This is a genomic window from Nocardia sp. XZ_19_231 (assembly GCF_015355705.1).
In the GTDB taxonomy this organism is placed as follows: domain Bacteria; phylum Actinomycetota; class Actinomycetes; order Mycobacteriales; family Mycobacteriaceae; genus Nocardia; species Nocardia salmonicida.
The window spans coordinates 238,562-255,076 of record NZ_JACUZI010000006.1; the positions used below are offsets into that span (position 1 = coordinate 238,562).

15 protein-coding genes are annotated in these 16,515 nt (G+C 67.9%); 2 read left to right on the forward strand and 13 right to left on the reverse strand.

The window, feature by feature from the left end:
* Positions 1 to 55 precede the first annotated feature (55 nt).
* Positions 56 to 1,483, forward strand: a complete 1,428-nt coding sequence (locus IBJ82_RS26300) for an amidase (protein ID WP_194828661.1) — start codon at positions 56 to 58, stop codon at positions 1,481 to 1,483.
* Positions 1,484 to 1,495: 12 nt separating this feature from the next.
* Here IBJ82_RS26300 and IBJ82_RS26305 read toward each other — a convergent pair whose 3' ends face one another.
* From IBJ82_RS26305 to hrcA, 9 genes are all read right to left on the reverse strand, one after another.
* Positions 1,496 to 4,342 carry an ABC transporter substrate-binding protein gene (locus IBJ82_RS26305; protein WP_370585488.1) on the reverse strand — a complete coding sequence of 949 codons (2,847 nt, stop codon included), beginning with the start codon at positions 4,340 to 4,342 and terminating at the stop codon, positions 1,496 to 1,498.
* A gap of 85 nt (positions 4,343 to 4,427) precedes the next feature.
* On the reverse strand, positions 4,428 to 5,339 hold the full coding sequence (gene era / locus IBJ82_RS26310; RefSeq protein ID WP_194828662.1) for a GTPase Era: 912 nt from the start codon (positions 5,337 to 5,339) through the stop codon (positions 4,428 to 4,430).
* Complete coding sequence (locus tag IBJ82_RS26315; protein WP_063003472.1) at positions 5,332 to 5,667, reverse strand: hypothetical protein; 336 nt, start codon at positions 5,665 to 5,667, stop codon at positions 5,332 to 5,334. Before IBJ82_RS26315 ends, era begins: the two co-directional genes overlap by 8 nt.
* Positions 5,660 to 7,030, reverse strand: coding sequence for a hemolysin family protein (locus IBJ82_RS26320; RefSeq protein WP_194828663.1), 1,371 nt, complete (start codon positions 7,028 to 7,030; stop codon positions 5,660 to 5,662). Before IBJ82_RS26320 ends, IBJ82_RS26315 begins: the two co-directional genes overlap by 8 nt.
* Positions 7,027 to 7,575 carry an rRNA maturation RNase YbeY gene (gene ybeY / locus IBJ82_RS26325; protein ID WP_194828664.1) on the reverse strand — a complete coding sequence of 183 codons (549 nt, stop codon included), beginning with the start codon at positions 7,573 to 7,575 and terminating at the stop codon, positions 7,027 to 7,029. Before ybeY ends, IBJ82_RS26320 begins: the two co-directional genes overlap by 4 nt.
* Positions 7,576 to 7,657: 82 nt before the next feature.
* A complete protein-coding gene (locus tag IBJ82_RS26330) occupies positions 7,658 to 8,722 on the reverse strand; it encodes a PhoH family protein (protein WP_194828781.1) in 1,065 nt (354 codons plus the stop codon).
* 168 nt (positions 8,723 to 8,890) lie between these two features.
* Positions 8,891 to 9,631: a 16S rRNA (uracil(1498)-N(3))-methyltransferase gene (locus IBJ82_RS26335; RefSeq protein WP_194828665.1), complete on the reverse strand. Its 741-nt coding sequence runs from the start codon at positions 9,629 to 9,631 to the stop codon at positions 8,891 to 8,893.
* A 4-nt stretch (positions 9,632 to 9,635) separates the two neighbouring features.
* Positions 9,636 to 10,790, reverse strand: coding sequence for a molecular chaperone DnaJ (gene dnaJ / locus IBJ82_RS26340; protein WP_194828666.1), 1,155 nt, complete (start codon positions 10,788 to 10,790; stop codon positions 9,636 to 9,638).
* 130 nt (positions 10,791 to 10,920) lie between these two features.
* On the reverse strand, positions 10,921 to 11,955 hold the full coding sequence (gene hrcA / locus IBJ82_RS26345) for a heat-inducible transcriptional repressor HrcA (RefSeq protein ID WP_194828667.1): 1,035 nt from the start codon (positions 11,953 to 11,955) through the stop codon (positions 10,921 to 10,923).
* Positions 11,956 to 12,309: 354 nt separating this feature from the next.
* Between hrcA and IBJ82_RS26350 the strand changes: the two genes are divergently transcribed.
* Positions 12,310 to 12,723: a hypothetical protein gene (locus IBJ82_RS26350; protein ID WP_194828668.1), complete on the forward strand. Its 414-nt coding sequence runs from the start codon at positions 12,310 to 12,312 to the stop codon at positions 12,721 to 12,723.
* Positions 12,724 to 13,180: 457 nt separating this feature from the next.
* On the opposite strand, the gene IBJ82_RS26355 is transcribed toward IBJ82_RS26350, so the two are convergent.
* From IBJ82_RS26355 to IBJ82_RS26370, 4 genes are all read right to left on the reverse strand, one after another.
* Positions 13,181 to 13,633 (reverse strand): hypothetical protein, encoded by a 453-nt coding sequence (locus IBJ82_RS26355; protein ID WP_194828669.1) that lies wholly within the window; start codon positions 13,631 to 13,633, stop codon positions 13,181 to 13,183.
* A 601-nt stretch (positions 13,634 to 14,234) separates the two neighbouring features.
* The gene (locus IBJ82_RS26360) at positions 14,235 to 14,477 is read right to left on the reverse strand and encodes a hypothetical protein (protein ID WP_194828670.1); all 243 of its coding nucleotides are present in this window, start codon (positions 14,475 to 14,477) and stop codon (positions 14,235 to 14,237) included.
* Positions 14,478 to 14,717: 240 nt separating this feature from the next.
* Positions 14,718 to 15,905: a radical SAM family heme chaperone HemW gene (gene hemW / locus IBJ82_RS26365; RefSeq protein ID WP_370585495.1), complete on the reverse strand. Its 1,188-nt coding sequence runs from the start codon at positions 15,903 to 15,905 to the stop codon at positions 14,718 to 14,720.
* 84 nt (positions 15,906 to 15,989) lie between these two features.
* The gene (locus IBJ82_RS26370; protein ID WP_194828672.1) at positions 15,990 to 16,418 is read right to left on the reverse strand and encodes an SgcJ/EcaC family oxidoreductase; all 429 of its coding nucleotides are present in this window, start codon (positions 16,416 to 16,418) and stop codon (positions 15,990 to 15,992) included.
* Positions 16,419 to 16,515 lie beyond the last annotated feature (97 nt).

A 16,515-nucleotide genomic window follows, 5' to 3' on the forward strand; every position in this document is an offset into this window, starting at 1 on the left:
GGGTGACCAGCTTCGGGTTACCGTCGAGCCAAGTACCTGCAGAGATGGAGCTCACATGTCCGCGCCCGACCACATCGCGCCGAATTCCTCGGCCGACCTCGGTCTCACCGACCTGTCCTCGGCGATCGCCGAGGGCAGCATCTCCTCGGTTGCGGCCGTGGCCGACGCGCTCGACCGGATCGAGGCGTCGCAGCCGACGCTCAACGCGTTCCGGGTCGTGCGTCGCGAAGCCGCGCTCCGGGAGGCGGCCGAGGCGGACGCGCGCGTAGCGGCGGGTGTGCGGTTGCCGCTGCTGGGTGTGCCGATCGCCGTCAAGGACGACACCGATATCAGCGGCGAGATCACCGCGTTCGGGTGCGGTGGGGAATTCGCGCCGAAGACCGCGGACGCCGAATCGGTGCGCCGGTTGCGCGCGGCAGGCGCGGTGATCGTCGGCAAGGCCAATACCTGCGAACTGGGACAGTTGCCGTTCACCAGTGGCGACGCGTTCGGATACACCCGTAACCCGTGGGATCGCACGCGCACGCCGGGTGGGTCATCGGGCGGGTCGGCGGCGGCGGTCGCGGCCGGACTGGTCCCCGCGGCACTGGGTTCCGATGGTGCGGGTTCGGTGCGTATCCCGGCCTCGTGGACGAACCTGGTCGGGATCAAGCCGCAGCGTGGGCGCATCTCCACCTGGCCGCTGGCGGAGGCGTTCAACGGGCTCACCGTCAACGGCCCGCTCGCGCGCACCGTGCGGGACGCGGCGATGCTGCTCGACATCGCCGCCGGACCGCACGACGGCGACCGGCACAGGCCCGCGCCGATCGATGCGAGCGCAGCGGTCGGGCGCGACCCCGGCAGGCTCAGAATTGCCCTCTCCCTGAGCATTCCGTACACCGCGACCAAGACCGCGCTCGATCCACAGATCGCGGCAGCCGTGCACGCGCTGGCGGGCACTCTGCGCACGCTCGGCCATACCGTCACCGTGACGGACCTGCACTACGGGTTGATGATCGGCGCGTCCTTCCTGCCGCGCTCGCTGGCGGGGATCAGCCGCGTGCACCGGGATATGCGCGGAGCTGTTGTCGACCCGCGGACCACGGCCAATTCGCACATCGGCCGAGTACTCAGCGGGCCCGCACTCGCCGCGGCGCGACTCGCGGAACCACTGCTGCACAAGCGAATCGGTTCGTTCTTCGACGACTACGACCTCGTGCTGGCGCCCACCACCGCGACCCCTCCCCCGCAGGTGGAACAGATCGATGGCATCGGCGTCGGCGCGACCAACAACCTGATCACCGCCGCGTGCCCGTACACGTGGCCGTGGAACGTGCTCGGCTGGCCGAGCGTGAACGTGCCGGCAGGCTTCACCGAATCCGGGCTGCCGATCGGCGCGCAATTGATGGGCACCGCAGACAGTGAACCGCTGCTGATTTCTCTTGCGGCCCAGCTGGAGTCAGAACTGCACTGGGACCGCAATCGTCCCGTGCGGTGGTGGTGATTCACCGGGGCGCTAACGCCCCGGTTCGATCCACCCTTCGAGATCGCTCTTCGTGCCCGACGGACAACCGTCCTGGCCGGTCTGCCGAGGAAACATCATCAGGCAGCGCTGCGGGCCGGATCCGCCGACCGCGGTGGTGACCAGGACCGCGATCGACGAGCCGTCGGCGACGCGACTGGTCGAGAAGCCGAGAGTGCCGGTGACGCCGCGATAGTCGGACTCGCGCAGCTGGACCGCGATGGCGGTGCGGTTCGGCGGGAGGTCGGCGAGGACGCCACGGCTGTTGCGCACAGCTTGGACGAACAGGCCGCTCACGTCGAAGGCCAGACCGGTGCGGTCGCCTGCCCAGGTGGGCCGGTAGTCGGTGAGCCCGGGGTAGCCACGAAGGTCTTCGATCAACCCGGCCAGTTCGGTGCACAGCTGTTCGTGCTCGAACGGGACCGGCTGGTCGCCGAGTTTGCCTATGCCGCTGACACAATCGGCGCCGCCGAGCATGACCGGCGAGGCCTTGGACACGTAGCGCACGGTGAGGTTGGCGGGCAGTGCGGCGGTGGCTTTCGGATCGGTGATCAGCCTGGTCACCGCGTCGTTGCCGAGGATCGCCGGGCCCGCGCCGCTGAGGCAGCCTCGACTCACCGATTTGGCGAAGGTGGGGAAGTCGTCGTTGCGGCCCGCGAAGAACAGCAGGGTGCGGCGGTCGAATCCGACCGTTTCGCACGGTGCGGGAAAACGGTAGAGCTGCTGTTGTTCGCGCCAGCTCATACTCTCCTGCGCTACCCCGCGTTTGGTGAGTTCCTTCTGCACGTCCTCGACCAAGGTGGTCACGTACAGGTCACCGGCGGCCTCGGGGTGATAGATCGCCACCTTGTCGTAGCGGGGCGCGCCGGTGAGATCGCGAGCGCCCTGCACATAGTCGGCGACGAGGCGGGCCTGCACGCTATTGCTCGGTGCCGCTTGGAAATACAGCGGAGAGGCCTCTTCGAGACCATCCGCGGACAGCGTGGTGGCTACCGCGGGCACACCCAGCTCGCCGAGACGGGTGATGGCTCTGCGGGTTTCGTCGTTGCTGCGATCGATTCCGACGACGCCGAGCACGCTGGGGTCATCGGCCACGAGCTCGCGCAGCGGATTGTCGACCACCCACCCGGCATGGCGCATATCGGAGCCGCCATTGGCGATGATGATGCGCAGCAACGGTTCCGATTCGTCGGAGGCCAGTAACGCGCGGCGCTGCTGCACCGCCAGACCGGCGAGTTCCTCCACCTGGGCGTGCGGGTAGCGCACATTGGTGTCGACGTAGCTGAGGCCGGCGAAGTACACCAGCGAGATCAAGGGGCGGTTCGGATTGCTCGCGCGCGCGTCGGACGCGGCGACGTTGAGCCGGAACACCTCTCGCTGCATCGCCGACAGCTCGGGGTCGTCGGCGAAGGTCTGCCGGGGGTTGTCGCTGTAGCCGACGCATTCACCGCCGCGCAGACTCACCGAGACACCGCCGGTCCACGGCCAATGCGAGCACTGCTCCCCACGCAGCGGCGGAAAATAGACCAGCGTCGCGGCCACGGCGATCACGATCGGGATCAGCACGCACAGACCGACGAACCAGCTGCGCGCGGCGAGCGGCGGCGCGGGCGGCAGTGCGAGACCACGGAATCGGGCGTCGCTCACGCGCGGTGTGGTGTCGGGCGGCAGGATCGCGCGCAACGGCAGGAACCACGCGTCGGCCTGGCGATGAGTGCGCCGGTTGTCGATCTCGCGCACCCACTCCTGTAGTGGATCGGGCGGTTGTGGGGACGGCGTGTCGGCGAGACTTTCCAGGGTGCGCAGTGGGCGCAGATCACTGATGTGCGAGAGCTCGCCGACCTCGCGACTCGGCCCCTCGTCCCGCAACGCCACGACCACCAGCGGATCGAAAAGGCCCGTCTCGTTGCGGATTTCGTTGATCCAGGTGAGGATGCGCGCACCGTCGCTGCCCTCGGCGAGACCGCCGAGCAACGCCACCGGGTACGCGGTGCGCCGCCAACTCGACGGGCGCCAGATCCGGCGTCTGTAGGCGTCGCGCAGGTCCTCGAGAAACGCGTGTACGAGCAGCTTGGCGACCTGCTCCTCGTTCTCGTCGACCCGATGCGAAGCGGTGAGCCGGGACGCGAAACCCAGGAAGCTGCCCGACAATTCGGGCGCCAGGTAGCGCTGGTGCAGGAACCACCGCGTCACCTTCGACATACCGGGGATGCGCCCGGACACCCACAGCCACAACCGCAGCACCGGCCACAGGGCCAGCACACCGAAGACCACGCGTGAAATCGTGTCGCCCGCAACACCTTCGGCGGTGTCGGAGCGGCTCGTCGGCGAACCGCTGCGCAGCAGTTTGGGCAGCCTGCGGCGCAATTCGTCGGGCGCCTCGGATTCGTCGGAGGTCACCCGCTGGCGGGTCAGCCAGTCGGCGGTGCGGTAGCGCGGGAACTTGATCGCACCCATCGCGGTGTCGTCGGCGGCGAAACCGGCCACCAGATGCTGGACGATCGGCAGGCAGTGGCCCGGGATCTCCTGATCATTGGCGTGCGGGCTCGCGTCGATCGCGTTGAGGTCGGGGGTGAGCTGGGTGCGCGGCAGGTCGGGCGCGTGCAGGTCGATCTTGGCACGCGGAGTCGCTCGCCTGCCATCGGATTCACTGAGCCAACTGTAGATTTCGCCGACCAACGCCGTATGCCCGGTGACGCCGACAACTTCGACGATCGGGCGGGGCAGCGCACGCCGCCCGCGTACCAGGGTGCGCAGCACGCGCGGACGGGCGTCGGGAATCTCCAGCGCCCGCAGCAGCTCGAGCAGCTTGCCGACATCATTGGCATCGGGCACTTCCACGGCCTCCCCCGGACGTTCAGTGAAGCACGCCGAACGAACCGGCGTGTTCGCCGAACGATACCCCGAAGCACCGACACTCAAACGGTCAAAAGCCCAGCTTCCCCAGCTGTTTCGGGTCGCGCTGCCAATCCTTGGCGACCTTCACGTGCAAGTTCAGGTAGATGCGAGTACCGAGAATGTGCTCGATCTGTTTGCGGGCATTGGTGCCGACCTCTTTGAGGCGGGCGCCGTTCTTGCCGATGATGATCGCCTTCTGGCTGGGCCGCTCGACATACAGCAGGGCATGCACTTCGAGCATGTCCTCGTTCGCCGCGTAGGGCTCGATGTCTTCGATGACCACGGCCAGCGAGTGCGGCAGTTCGTCGCGCACGCCCTCGAGCGCGGCCTCGCGGATCAGCTCGGCCATGAGGGTTTCCTCCGGCTCGTCGGTGATCTCACCGTCGGGGTAGAACGCCGGGCCCTCGGGCAACTGCGAGGCGATCAGGTCGACGAGCACCTCGACCTGTTCGCCCTTCACGGCCGAGACCGGAATGACCTCGGACTCGGGGCCGAGCAGCTTCACCAGCGCCATCAGCTGATGGGCGATCTCGTCGCGACCCACCTTGTCGATCTTGGTGACCACGCCGAGGATCTTGGTCTTGGGCGCCATCATCTTGATCTGCTCGACGATCCAGCGGTCACCGGGGCCGATCTTCTCGTCGGCCGGGATGCACAGCGCGATCAGGTCGACCTCGGAATAGGTGTCGCGGACCAGGTCGTTGAGGCGCTGGCCGAGCAGGGTGCGCGGGCGGTGCAGACCGGGGGTGTCGACCAGGATCAGCTGGGCGTTCTCGCGGTGCACGATGCCACGAATGGTGTGGCGGGTGGTCTGCGGTCGCGAGGAGGTGATCGCGATCTTGGTGCCGACCAGCGCGTTGGTCAGCGTCGACTTGCCGGTGTTCGGGCGACCGACGAAACAGACGAAGCCGGAATGGAATTCCTTGCCGGAGTCAGCCACCGTGCACCTCGCTCAGCACGGCGCCGGTGCGGTCGGTGCGCACGATCGAGGCCGAAGGCGAGACCTCACGGACCGCGTCGATACCCGCGTCGTCGGCGTCACCGGCGACGACGACCGCCGCTTCGAACCCCTCCGCGCCACTCGAGATCGCGGCGGCCACAGCGGCTTGCAACGCGGTCAGGCGCAGAGCGGTCAGCGCTACCTCGCCCGCGGCGTAGGTGCGCCCGTCGGTGTCGCGCACCGCGGCGCCGCTCGCGCCTCCGGTGCGGCCGAGCGCACCACGCGCCAGCACCAGCAGTTTGTTGTCCTCGGCGTCCAGTTCACTCATGGTTTTCTCCGTTGTCGTCGGGCACGCGCACCTGGTCGGTGTCGGCGGTTGCCTCGTCGGTCGCGCCCTTGCGGGGCTTGTCGGTCTTCTTCTCTGCTTTGTCTGCTTTGTCGGCGGCCCGGCGCACCAGCACGGTGTTGACGCGCATGCGCCCGCGCGCGTCGGCGCCACCTTCGCCGCGCAGCACCAGCCCGTAGACGGTCACCTTGGAGCCGGGCAGCGGAACGCGGCCCAGCTCGTGCGCGAGCAGCCCGCCGACGGTGTCGACGTCGTCGTCCTCGATGTCGAGGCCGTACAGCTCCCCCAGGTCCTCCACCGACAGCCGCGACGAGATGCGGTAGCGGCCGTCACCGAGGTCCTCCACGGGCGGAGTCTCGTCGGTGTCGTATTCGTCGTTGATCTCGCCGACGATTTCTTCCAGCACGTCCTCGATGGTCACCAGCCCCGCGATGCCGCCGTACTCGTCGACCAGCAGCGCCATGTGATTGCGCCGCCGCTGCATCTCGTCGAGTAGAGCGTCGAGCGGCTTGGAATCGGGGACGAAGATCGCGGGCCGCATGACCTCGCGCACCGATACCTTGCGGGCGCGATCGGCATAGGGCACGAGGTCTTTCAGGTAGACCACGCCGCACACGTCGTCGACGTTCTCACCGATCACCGGGATCCGGGAATGGCCGGAGCGCACGGCCAGCGACATCGCCTGGGCGGCGGTCTTGTCGTCCTCGATCCACACCATCTCGGTGCGCGGCACCATCACCGCGCGGGCCGGGGTGTCGCCGAGTTCGAAGACCGACTGGATCATCCGGCGTTCGTCGTCGGCTACCACGCCGCGCTCGCGGGCCATGTCGACCACCTCGCGCAGCTCGATCTCGGAAGCGAAGGGGCCGTTGCGGAATCCCTTACCGGGGGTGATCGCGTTGCCGAGCAGAATGAGCAGACGACTGACCGGGCTGAGCACGGCGCCGATGATCTGCAACGGCACGGCGGCGGCCAACGCGATCGAGTAGGCGTGCTGGCGGCCGAGCGTACGCGGGCCGACGCCGATCACGACGTAGGAAACCACTACCATCAACGTGGCGGTGACCAGCAGTGCCGTGCTCTCGTTCCACAGTTCCAAGGTCGCCGCGGCCAGCAGCACGGTGGCGGTGATTTCGCACAGAATACGCAGCAGGACAACAAGATTCACATAGCGCGGACGGTCGTCGACGATCTTGCGCAGCCGTGCGGCGCCGGAGCGCTCCTCGCGGACCATGTCGTCGAGCCTGGCCCGCGACACCGTGTTCAGCGCCGAGTCGACACCCGCGAACACCCCGCCGATGCCGATCAACACGATCGCCAGCGAGATCAGGGTCAGTTCTGTCACGCGGGGCCTTCACCGGGTGCGGTGAAACCTGCCTTGCCGAGTAGTCGGTCGTCACGCTCGGCCAGCTCGACCCGGCGCTGTTCCTCACGCAGGCTCACGTACCACTCCTCGAGCAGCTGGGCCTGCAGCGCGAACATCTCCTTCTCCTCCTCCGGCTCGGCATGGTCGTAGCCGAGCAGGTGGAGCACGCCGTGCACGGTGAGCAGGGCCAGCTCGTGGTCGAGCGAATGGTCGGCTTTCTGTGCCTGACCCATCGCGAACTCCGGGCACAGCACGATGTCGCCGAGCATGGACGGGCCGGGCTCGGGGCTGTCGGGACGACCGCCGGGCTCGAGCTCGTCCATCGGGAACGACATCACGTCGGTGGGACCGGGCAGGTCCATCCAGCGCACGTGCAGGTCGGCCATGGTGTCGAGATCGACGAGCACCATCGACAGCTCGGCGGCCGGATGGACGTCCATCCGAGCGATCACGAAACGTGCGACGCTGACCAGGTCTTCTTCGGGAACGTCCATGCCCGATTCGTTGGCGATCTCGATGCTCACCTGTTCAGGGTACGGTGCTGGCCCGACGCCGCCGGGAGCGGCATCGGGCCAGCTTGATCGTGTCCCGCCTCGATTCCGCCGGTTAGCGACGGTCGGTGCGGCCCGCTGCCCTGCGCTGGGCTCGATTGCCCGGGTAGTGCGGGCCCGGGACCGCGCGGGTCTCGGATTCGAAGCGGTCGTAGGCGTCGACGATGTCGGAGACCAGCCGGTGGCGCACCACGTCGGCGCTGGTGAGCTCCGAGAAGTGGATGTCTTCGATATCGGTGAGGATCTCCGCGGCTGCCCGCAGACCCGAGCGCTGCCCATTGGGCAGGTCGACCTGCGAGATGTCACCGGTGACCACCATCCGCGAGCCGAAGCCGAGGCGGGTGAGGAACATCTTCATCTGCTCGGCCGTGGTGTTCTGCGCCTCGTCGAGAATGATGAACGAATCATTGAGGCTGCGACCACGCATGTACGCCAGCGGCGCGACCTCGATGACACCTGACGCCATCAACTTGGGGATGGCTTCGGGGTCCATCATGTCGTGCAGGGCGTCGTAGAGCGGACGCAGGTACGGGTCGATCTTGTCGTTGAGGGTGCCGGGCAGGAAGCCGAGCCGCTCGCCCGCCTCGACCGCGGGCCTGGTCAGGATGATGCGGGTGACCTGCTTGGACTGCAGGGCCTGCACCGCCTTGGCCATGGCCAGGTAGGTCTTGCCGGTGCCCGCGGGGCCGATGCCGAACACGATGGTGTTGTCATCGATGGCGTCGACATAGCGCTTCTGGTTGAGCGTCTTGGGGCGGATGATCTTGCCGCGCCGCGACAGGATGTCCAGACTCAGCACCTCGGCGGGCGATTCGGACACGCCCTCGTCGGTGAGCATCGAGATGGTGTGGCGAACTGCCTCGGGGGTGATCACCCGGTTGCGGCCGGTGAGCGCCACGAGCTGCTCGATGACCCGTTCGGCCAGCGCCACATCGCCGGCTTTACCGGTGATGGTGACGGTGTTGCCGCGGACATGGATATCGGCCGGGAGCAGTTTCTCCAGCTGACGCAGGTTCTGGTCGGCCGAGCCGAGGAAACCGAAAACCGACTCCGGGGCGAGCTCGATGCTGGAACGCACGGTCCGCGCCGCGGGACCAGCATTGTTACCGCCTGCGCCGATGTCTGATACGGGGTTGGTGGGGTTGCCGATCTCGCCTGAGTTCTTCAAAAGTGGCTACAGCCTGCTTCCGGTTTCGACCTGGTGTTCGATGAGATCAGTTTACCGCCGAGCACTGACACCGCACAGTGGTTAAAAATGTGCCCGTGGTATGCGGCGACCCATTCCGACTCACCAGCGCGAAGTCAACGCTCCCAGCGCACCGAGCGCGACAGCTGCCGCGGTGGAGGTGCGCAGCACGGTGGGGCCGAGTAGCACGATGTCGGCACCGGCCTCTTCCAGCGCTGCCAGTTCGGCGTCGTCGAGGCCGCCTTCGGGACCGACGATCAAGACCACTTCGCTCGCCTGCGCCAGCGCAAGCTCGGTGAACTTGCCCGCGCCGGATTCGTGCAGGGCCGCAACGATCGCGCCGTCCGCCTTGGCTTTTCGCACCAGCTCGACCAGATCGCGGGTGCGGTGCAGGCCTGCGATCTCGGGGATGTAGGCGCGACGGGACTGCCGGGCCGCGGACTTGGCTGCCGCGCGCCACTTGTCGATTCCCTTGGCGGCCTTGGACTCCCAATTCGCGACGCAGCGCGCGGCCTGCCAGGGGACGATCAGGTCCGCGCCTGCCTCGGTCATCAACTCGACGGCCAGCTCGGAGCGATCGGACTTGGGCAAGGCCTGCACCACGGTCACCTGCGGGCTGGGCGGGGTGGCCAGGCGGCGGTCACGGACCGCGAGCTCCAGGCGATCCTTCTGGGCCGCAACGACTTCGGAGTCGGCGAGCACACCGTGCCCGTCGGACAGGGTGATCGGCTCGCCGACCTTGATCCGGCGCACGGTCGCCGCGTGGCGACCCTCCGGACCGTCCAGCACCGCGACGGCACCCGGTTCGGGCACCTCGTCGAGGTAGAAGACCGTCGCGGCCACGGCCTCAGCGTCCGCTGAACGACGCGCGCAGCCGGGCGAACAGGCCGCTGTTGTGCTCGGACTGGGTAGACATCACCTCGGCGCGATCCTTGTCACGCATGCCCTTGAACTTGCGCAACAGATCGGTCTGCCTGCCGTCGAGCTTGCTCGGCACCACGATGTCGAGGTGAGCGAGCAGGTCGCCACGCGCGCCAGAACGCAGGCGCGGCATGCCGTGCGCACGCAGCTGGATGACCTCGCCGGGCTGGGTGCCCGCCGCGATGGTGAGTTCGGTGGGGCCGTCGAGGATGGTGTCGACGACCACGGTGGTGCCGAGGATCGCGTCGACCATCGGTACACGGACGGTGCAGTGCAGGTCGTCACCGTCGCGAACGAAGGTGTCGTGGGGCTGCTCGACGACCTCGACGTAGAGGTCACCGGCGTGGCCGCCACCGGGGCCGACCTCGCCCTGAGCGGCCAGGCGAACCCGCATACCGCTGGCGACACCGGCCGGGATGGGCGCGGCGATCTCACGACGAGCGCGCACTCGGCCGTCGCCACCGCACTTGTTGCAGGGGTCGGGGATGGTCTCGCCGGCGCCACGGCAGGTGGGGCAGGGACGCGAGGTGAGCACCTGGCCGAGGAACGAACGCTGCACCGACTGCACCTCGCCCGCGCCGTCGCAGGTCTCGCAGCGGATCGGCTTGGAGTTGCCGTTGGTGCCGGAGCCCACGCAGACATCGCACAGGATCGCGGTGTCGACGGTCAGATGCTTGGTGACGCCGACCGCGCATTCGGCCAAGCTCAGCCTGGTGCGGATCAGCGAGTCGGCGCCGGGCTGCACGCGGCCACGCGGCTTGCGCTGGCCACCGCCTTGGCCGCTCATCCCGCCGAAGAAGGCCTCGAAGACGTCGCCGAGACCGCCGAAGCCCGCACCGTTGAATCCTGCTCCGCCGCCGCCGTTTTCGAGCGGGTCACCACCGAGGTCGACGATCCGGCGCTTCTCGGGGTCGGTCAGCACCTCGTAGGCGGTGGAGACTTCCTTGAAGCGGGCCTGTGCACCCTCGTCCGGGTTCACATCGGGGTGCAGTTCGCGGGCCAGTTTGCGGTAAGCGCGCTTGAGCTCCTGGTCGGTGGCATTCTTGCCGACGCCGAGCAGTCCGTAGTAATCCCGTGCCACGTGAGTTCTCTAGTCCTTGGTCGGTGTGGGCCGGCCGAGCGCCGGGCGCATCCTTTAGTCGAATCCACTCAACTTTACCGGCCGAAGTATCGACCTTAACAGTCCGGTTGTTGTCGTTCCCGCGCTGGCTTCACCTTTCGGCGAGCACCTCGCCGATGTAGCGGGCGACGGTCGCCACCGAGGCCATGGTGCCCGGGTAGTCCATGCGGGTGGGGCCGAGCACGCCCATACCGCCCAGTACTGCACCGGCCGCGCCGTAGCCGGTGGAGACCACCGAGGTGCCGCGCATCTGCTCGACCTGGGTCTCCTCGCCGATCTGCACCATCACCTGACCCGGCTGCTGCGCGGCGGCGAGCAGTTTGAGCACGATGACCTGTTCTTCCAGAGCTTCCAGCACGGTGCGCAGGGAGCCGGGGAAGCCGAAATCGGCGACATTGCGGGTGAGGTTGGCGGTGCCGCCGAGGACCAGGCGTTCTTCGGGATGCTCGACCAGCGTCTCCACCAAGACGGTGGAGACCCGGATCAGCACGTCACGAATCTTGGCCGGCGCGCGTTCTGGCACCCCGGCTACCGCGGCGCTGGCCACCGAGAGCAGTTTTCCGTCCATGGCGCCGCCGAGCAGGCCGCGCACGGCGGCGAGATCCTCGTCGGAGATCACCGCGCCCAGATCGACGATGCGTTGGTCGACGCGGCCGGTGTCGGTGATCACCACCAGCAGCAGACGGGCCGGGTTGAGTGCGACGACCTCGATGTGGCGCACGATCGCGGCCGAGACCGTGGGGTACTGCACGACGGCGACCTGGCGGGTGAGCTGGGCCAGCAGGCGCACGCCGCGACGCAGGACGTCGTCGAGGTCGACACCGGACTCGAGGAACTCCATGATCGCCCGACGTTCGGCGCCGGAGAGCGGTTTCACCTCGGCGATCCGGTCGACGAACTCGCGATACCCCTTGTCGGTGGGGATGCGCCCCGAGCTCGTGTGCGGCTGGGTGATGTAGCCCTCGGCCTCGAGCACCGCCATGTCGTTGCGGATGGTGGCACTGGAAACACCCAGGTTGTGCCGTTCCACGAGGGACTTGGAGCCGATCGGTTCCTTGGTGGCGACGTAATCCGCGACGATCGCTCGCAGGACCTCGAAACGTCGATCCTCGGTGCTCGACGCCATCGACCCCACCTTCCTCGCTCGTGCCTGGTACGTCACGCCTGCCGTGCTGCGTTCGCACAGGGTCGCACGTCGACGCTCGCAGCGTCTTGTTGTCCAGTCTAATTGTCTTGTTCTCGATCCCCGGATCGCACGGCTGTCCGGCATCGAACTGTCACACGGGGATATCCGGCTGTGGGGGCGGGATTCGGCCCGCCGACTCGGTCGAGCGCGGCGGCGAGTTATCCACAGGCCCTAGTTGTCCACAGATACGGTTTCGGGGGTTGTCGGGCTCGGGGGGCGAGCGTAGTTTCGGGACTGGATCAGGGGATCTACCAGCAATTTTCGGCTATCGGCACGTGGCGCGGGGAGGCAACTGTGGTGCATCAGGGTGGGGCCGGCGAGGTGCGGCAGATCGGGTCGAGCGCGGTCGCGGTGCGGCCGGCGGAGTTCGCCCGAATCGACGATGCATGTGCGGAATTTCTGCGGGTGATCGCGCGGATTCGGGCACTTGCCGTGGAAGTCGGCGATCAGACGCAGTGGGGATTGGGCGAGGCGCAAGCGCGGTTGATATCCGGTTCCGCTCTGGTGGCGCGCTTGCGTTCCGTGGCAGCGGCGAAGGAGAACAGCATCGCGGCCGTATTGGACGCGCATTCACGGGTCGTGGGCGATATTCGCCAGTCGTTCCGTGATGCGCGCGATCTGATGGTGGTTGCCGACGAAGAGTGGTCTTATCGACTTCGTTCGGCGGAAACCTCTGCAGGACAGCGGATTTCCATGGAGTCAGTGTGACCGCCCACGCGCCGAGCGGTATTCGGGGCGGCGGGAACACATATCCGGACTATTCGAGCGACCCCATCGAATCGGGTGTTCCCGGCGGAGGAGAGAACACACATTCTTGGCGACACCACGAGATCGTCGCGGCATTCGCGGCGCTCGAGGTGACCGACGCGTTGACGCAAGCGGACCGGTTCGAGCAGATCGCCCGGTGGTGGGACGACGGCTTACACGCCTTCCGACACGCGGTGGATGGGTCGCTCGCCCTGGCTTGGTCGGGCGTGGGCGCCGCCGCGGCTGGCTCCGCGGTCGAAGGCTATGTCGCGCGAGCGCACGATCTGACGCTCGCTTTGGAGGAGTTGCCGAGTGTCGTTCGGGCGGCTGCCGAGGCGATCGTGGCGACCAAATACGCGGTCGGGTCGCCGGTCGCCGGGGGCTCCGACGCTGCGGCGTGGTCGGCGAGCAGGGCGGTTCACGCCACGGGTTCAGCATCGACGCACGGTGCGACCTCGGTCGCGGAGGAGGACGCGCGAGCCGCGATGCGGGAGCGGTATGTGTTGCCGTTCGCCGAGCTGGTCTCTCGTATTCCGTTGCTGCCCATACCGTTTCGGCCGTTCGACTCCGGCAGATCGAGCGATCGACAGTTGCTGATCGGCACGGCGGGGCAATCGCGAGGAGAGAGGCGTGCGTGGCCGCCGGGCGAGGTCTCGGCAGGAGCCGGGGAGAACCCGTTCGCCGCGACCGGGGACAGCTCGGACCTGATCAGAGCGATCGCGGATTCGGAAACGATGGGACGCGATGGTCGCGAAACAGGAGTTCCGACCGGCGGTTCGGACAGACTCGACAGCCGGTCGGCGGAATCCGATGACGGGGCGACGCGTTCGGGCAGCGCTACGACCGTGGCCTCGGCGCCAGCGGGTGTCACCGGCGCGACACTGCCGAGCGGCCCGGCTGCGTTGATCACACCCGGCGGCTCAGGGTCGCCCGCAGCGCCTCCCGGGAATTTCGCGGCGGCCATCGACCCCGCGGTCGATTCGGCGGGGCGCGATCCATCGACTGACTCAGCGACTGGGCGTACGGGGCCGACCGCCAGCATGAGGGGTTCTTGTGACCGAACCTCGGGGAGCGCTCCGCGATACCAGCCGCCTGGTCAGCACGACGTGTCGAGGCCACATATCGGGCACAGCATTCCTGGATCGGCAGGCCCGGTCATCGGGGCCAACCCACCGTCGGGCTATACCCCAGCCAAGTCGGTCGATCGCTACTTCCAGTGCGCGGCATCACAGACAGTGCCGACACCCGGTATGGAAGCCGTGCGAGGCCTGCCGGAGTACTTGATCACGTCGGCGAATACCGCGGAACTGCTCGGTGAGCCACGACCGGCGGTAGCAGGTGGCGTAATCGGGGGTGGCGATGACTTCGTGCCCGGCGAGCAGCGCTCACCGGCGACTCGGGGCTGACGGCGATGTCAGCGAGTCGACGGGATTCTTCAGCAATGGCCGCCCGGTCGGGCGGCCGATGCTGAATCAGACTCGGGCAGCTGCGCCGCAGCGAGCGGCCGAGTCGGGAGCGCCGACCTCTTTGCCCGCGAGGGCATCCAGGCCGAGCATCGCCAGCAGCGAGCCGCAGTCGTCGGCGTCGTTGGAGTGCGACGCGACCGTCCTCGCGGCGACTGCGCACTGACGCGCGGTCTCCGCCTTCTCAGCGGAGCGCGCTTCAGCGAATTCGCTCTGCTCGTGGACGAGGGTGATGTGCCGTTCGGTGGACATATAACTCCCTAGGATCGAGTTGAAGCTTACGCCCCTAATCGTTATCTTCCACCCCGAACATACCGAACATACCCTTAGAGCACCCCACTGTTCCGGGCCCCTCATCAGGTGTGCATCGGATTGTTCCCCCACTATGACCGGGCATTCTCTGGTGCCGATCCCCAGGGCGAAAAATCTCGAAATTCAGATCACGCTGACATCACCGCCGCGCGATTCCCCAGCGGGCGGAATGGGAATGAGTCAGTCGAGAAGGTCGCGGACGATGCCATCGGCGAGGAGACGCCCTCGGTCGGTGAGCACCAAGTTGTCGCCGGTGATGCGGGCGAGGCCGTCGGCGAGGATCCGGTCGAGGGCGGGGGCGGCGGACGGGGCCAGGTCGGCGAGGGGCAGGCCGGTGCGCAGGCGGACCGTGAGCATGAGGTGTTCGGTGTAGCGCTCGTCGTCGGTGAGGGCTTCCCAGCCCGCGGCGGGGAGGCCGCCGAGGGCTACCCGGTCGGCGTAGCGGGCGGGGTGTTTGACATTCCACCAGCGAACGCCGCCGACGTGGCTGTGGGCGCCGGGGCCCGCCCCGAGCCAGTCACCACCGTCCCAGTAGCCGAGGTTGTGCCGACAGCGGGCGGAATCGTTTGCGGCCCAATTGGATACCTCGTACCACGTCAGACCGGCGGCGGCGAGGCGAGCATCGATGCGTTCGTAGCGGGCGGCGAGGACATCGTCGTCAGGTGCGGGCAGTTCACCACGCCGGACCTTGCGTGCCAACGCGGTTCCGTCTTCGACGATCAGGGAGTAGGCAGAGACATGATCGACACCGGCCGCCAGCACCGCGTCCAGACTCAGGTCCAGATCAGCGTCGGTCTCGCCGGGAGTGCCGTAGATCAGGTCGAGGTTCACGTGATCGAACCCGGCCGCGCGCGCTTCCTTCGCCGCGGCGACCGCGCGCCCCGGGGTGTGCGTGCGGTCGAGCACCTTCAACACGTGCTGTGCGGCGGACTGCATACCGAGCGAGATCCGGGTGTATCCGGCCGCGCGGAGCCGCTCGAAGAACTCGGGCGAGGTGGATTCCGGGTTGGATTCGGTGGTCACCTCGGCGCCGACGGCCAGGGTGAAGTTCGCCCGCACCGCATCCAGCACCGAGGCCAGACCGTCGCCACCGAGCAGCGACGGCGTCCCCCCGCCGACGAAGATCGTCGATACGTCAGGGGTCGCGCTCGGCAGGGCACCGAACTCGGCCGCGGCGGTCGCGAGCTCACCGCGCAACGCCTCCAGCCACGACTGGGGCGAGGCCGAAGTACCCAACTCCCCCGCCGTATAGGTGTTGAAGTCGCAGTACCCGCAGCGCGTGGCGCAGAACGGCACGTGCACGTACACCCCGAACGCGCCGCCCCCGAAATCGCGCAGCACCGGCCGATCGGCATCGGCCGGTGTCACGCCGGGAGGCCCGGAAGCAGCGCTGGTAGTCACTCCTCCAGTCTGCCGGGCCCTGGTACTGCGCCCCGCGCGACCCCTCTCGCGTCAGTCCGTCACGACAGGGGTGTTCTGGTTGGCGGTGAGCACCCAGGCGCCGTCCTCCTTCGTCATCACATACATCGGCGTGCCCTGACCGGACAGCTCGCCGTCGAGGGTGAAGTAGCTCTGGCGGATCTTGACGGCGGCGACATCGGGCCGCAGGAAGAGCACGTGCTCGACCTCGTAGGTCGCCGAGCCGTGCGTCGTCGCGCCGGGCAGCACCTGAGCGGTGAACTCGGCGATGGCCGGGCGGCCGAACAGGCGCTTGCCGTGGCCGGTGGTCCAGATCGCGTCTTCGCGGAAGACGGCGACGAACTCCTCGGCCAATTCGTTGGCCTGGGCGTGCGCGATGGTGTCCACGACGGCGCGGATGGCCGCGAGTTCGGCGTCGAGATCGGCGGGGGTCTGACCGGTGGCAGTGGCGTCGTTGCTCATGGCACTACTGTGCAACCTCGAGCGCGCTCCAGGTCAACCGAGCTGTGCGACACCGCACACGCGCCCGCTCGGGCGTATCACAAGTCGGTTCCGGACG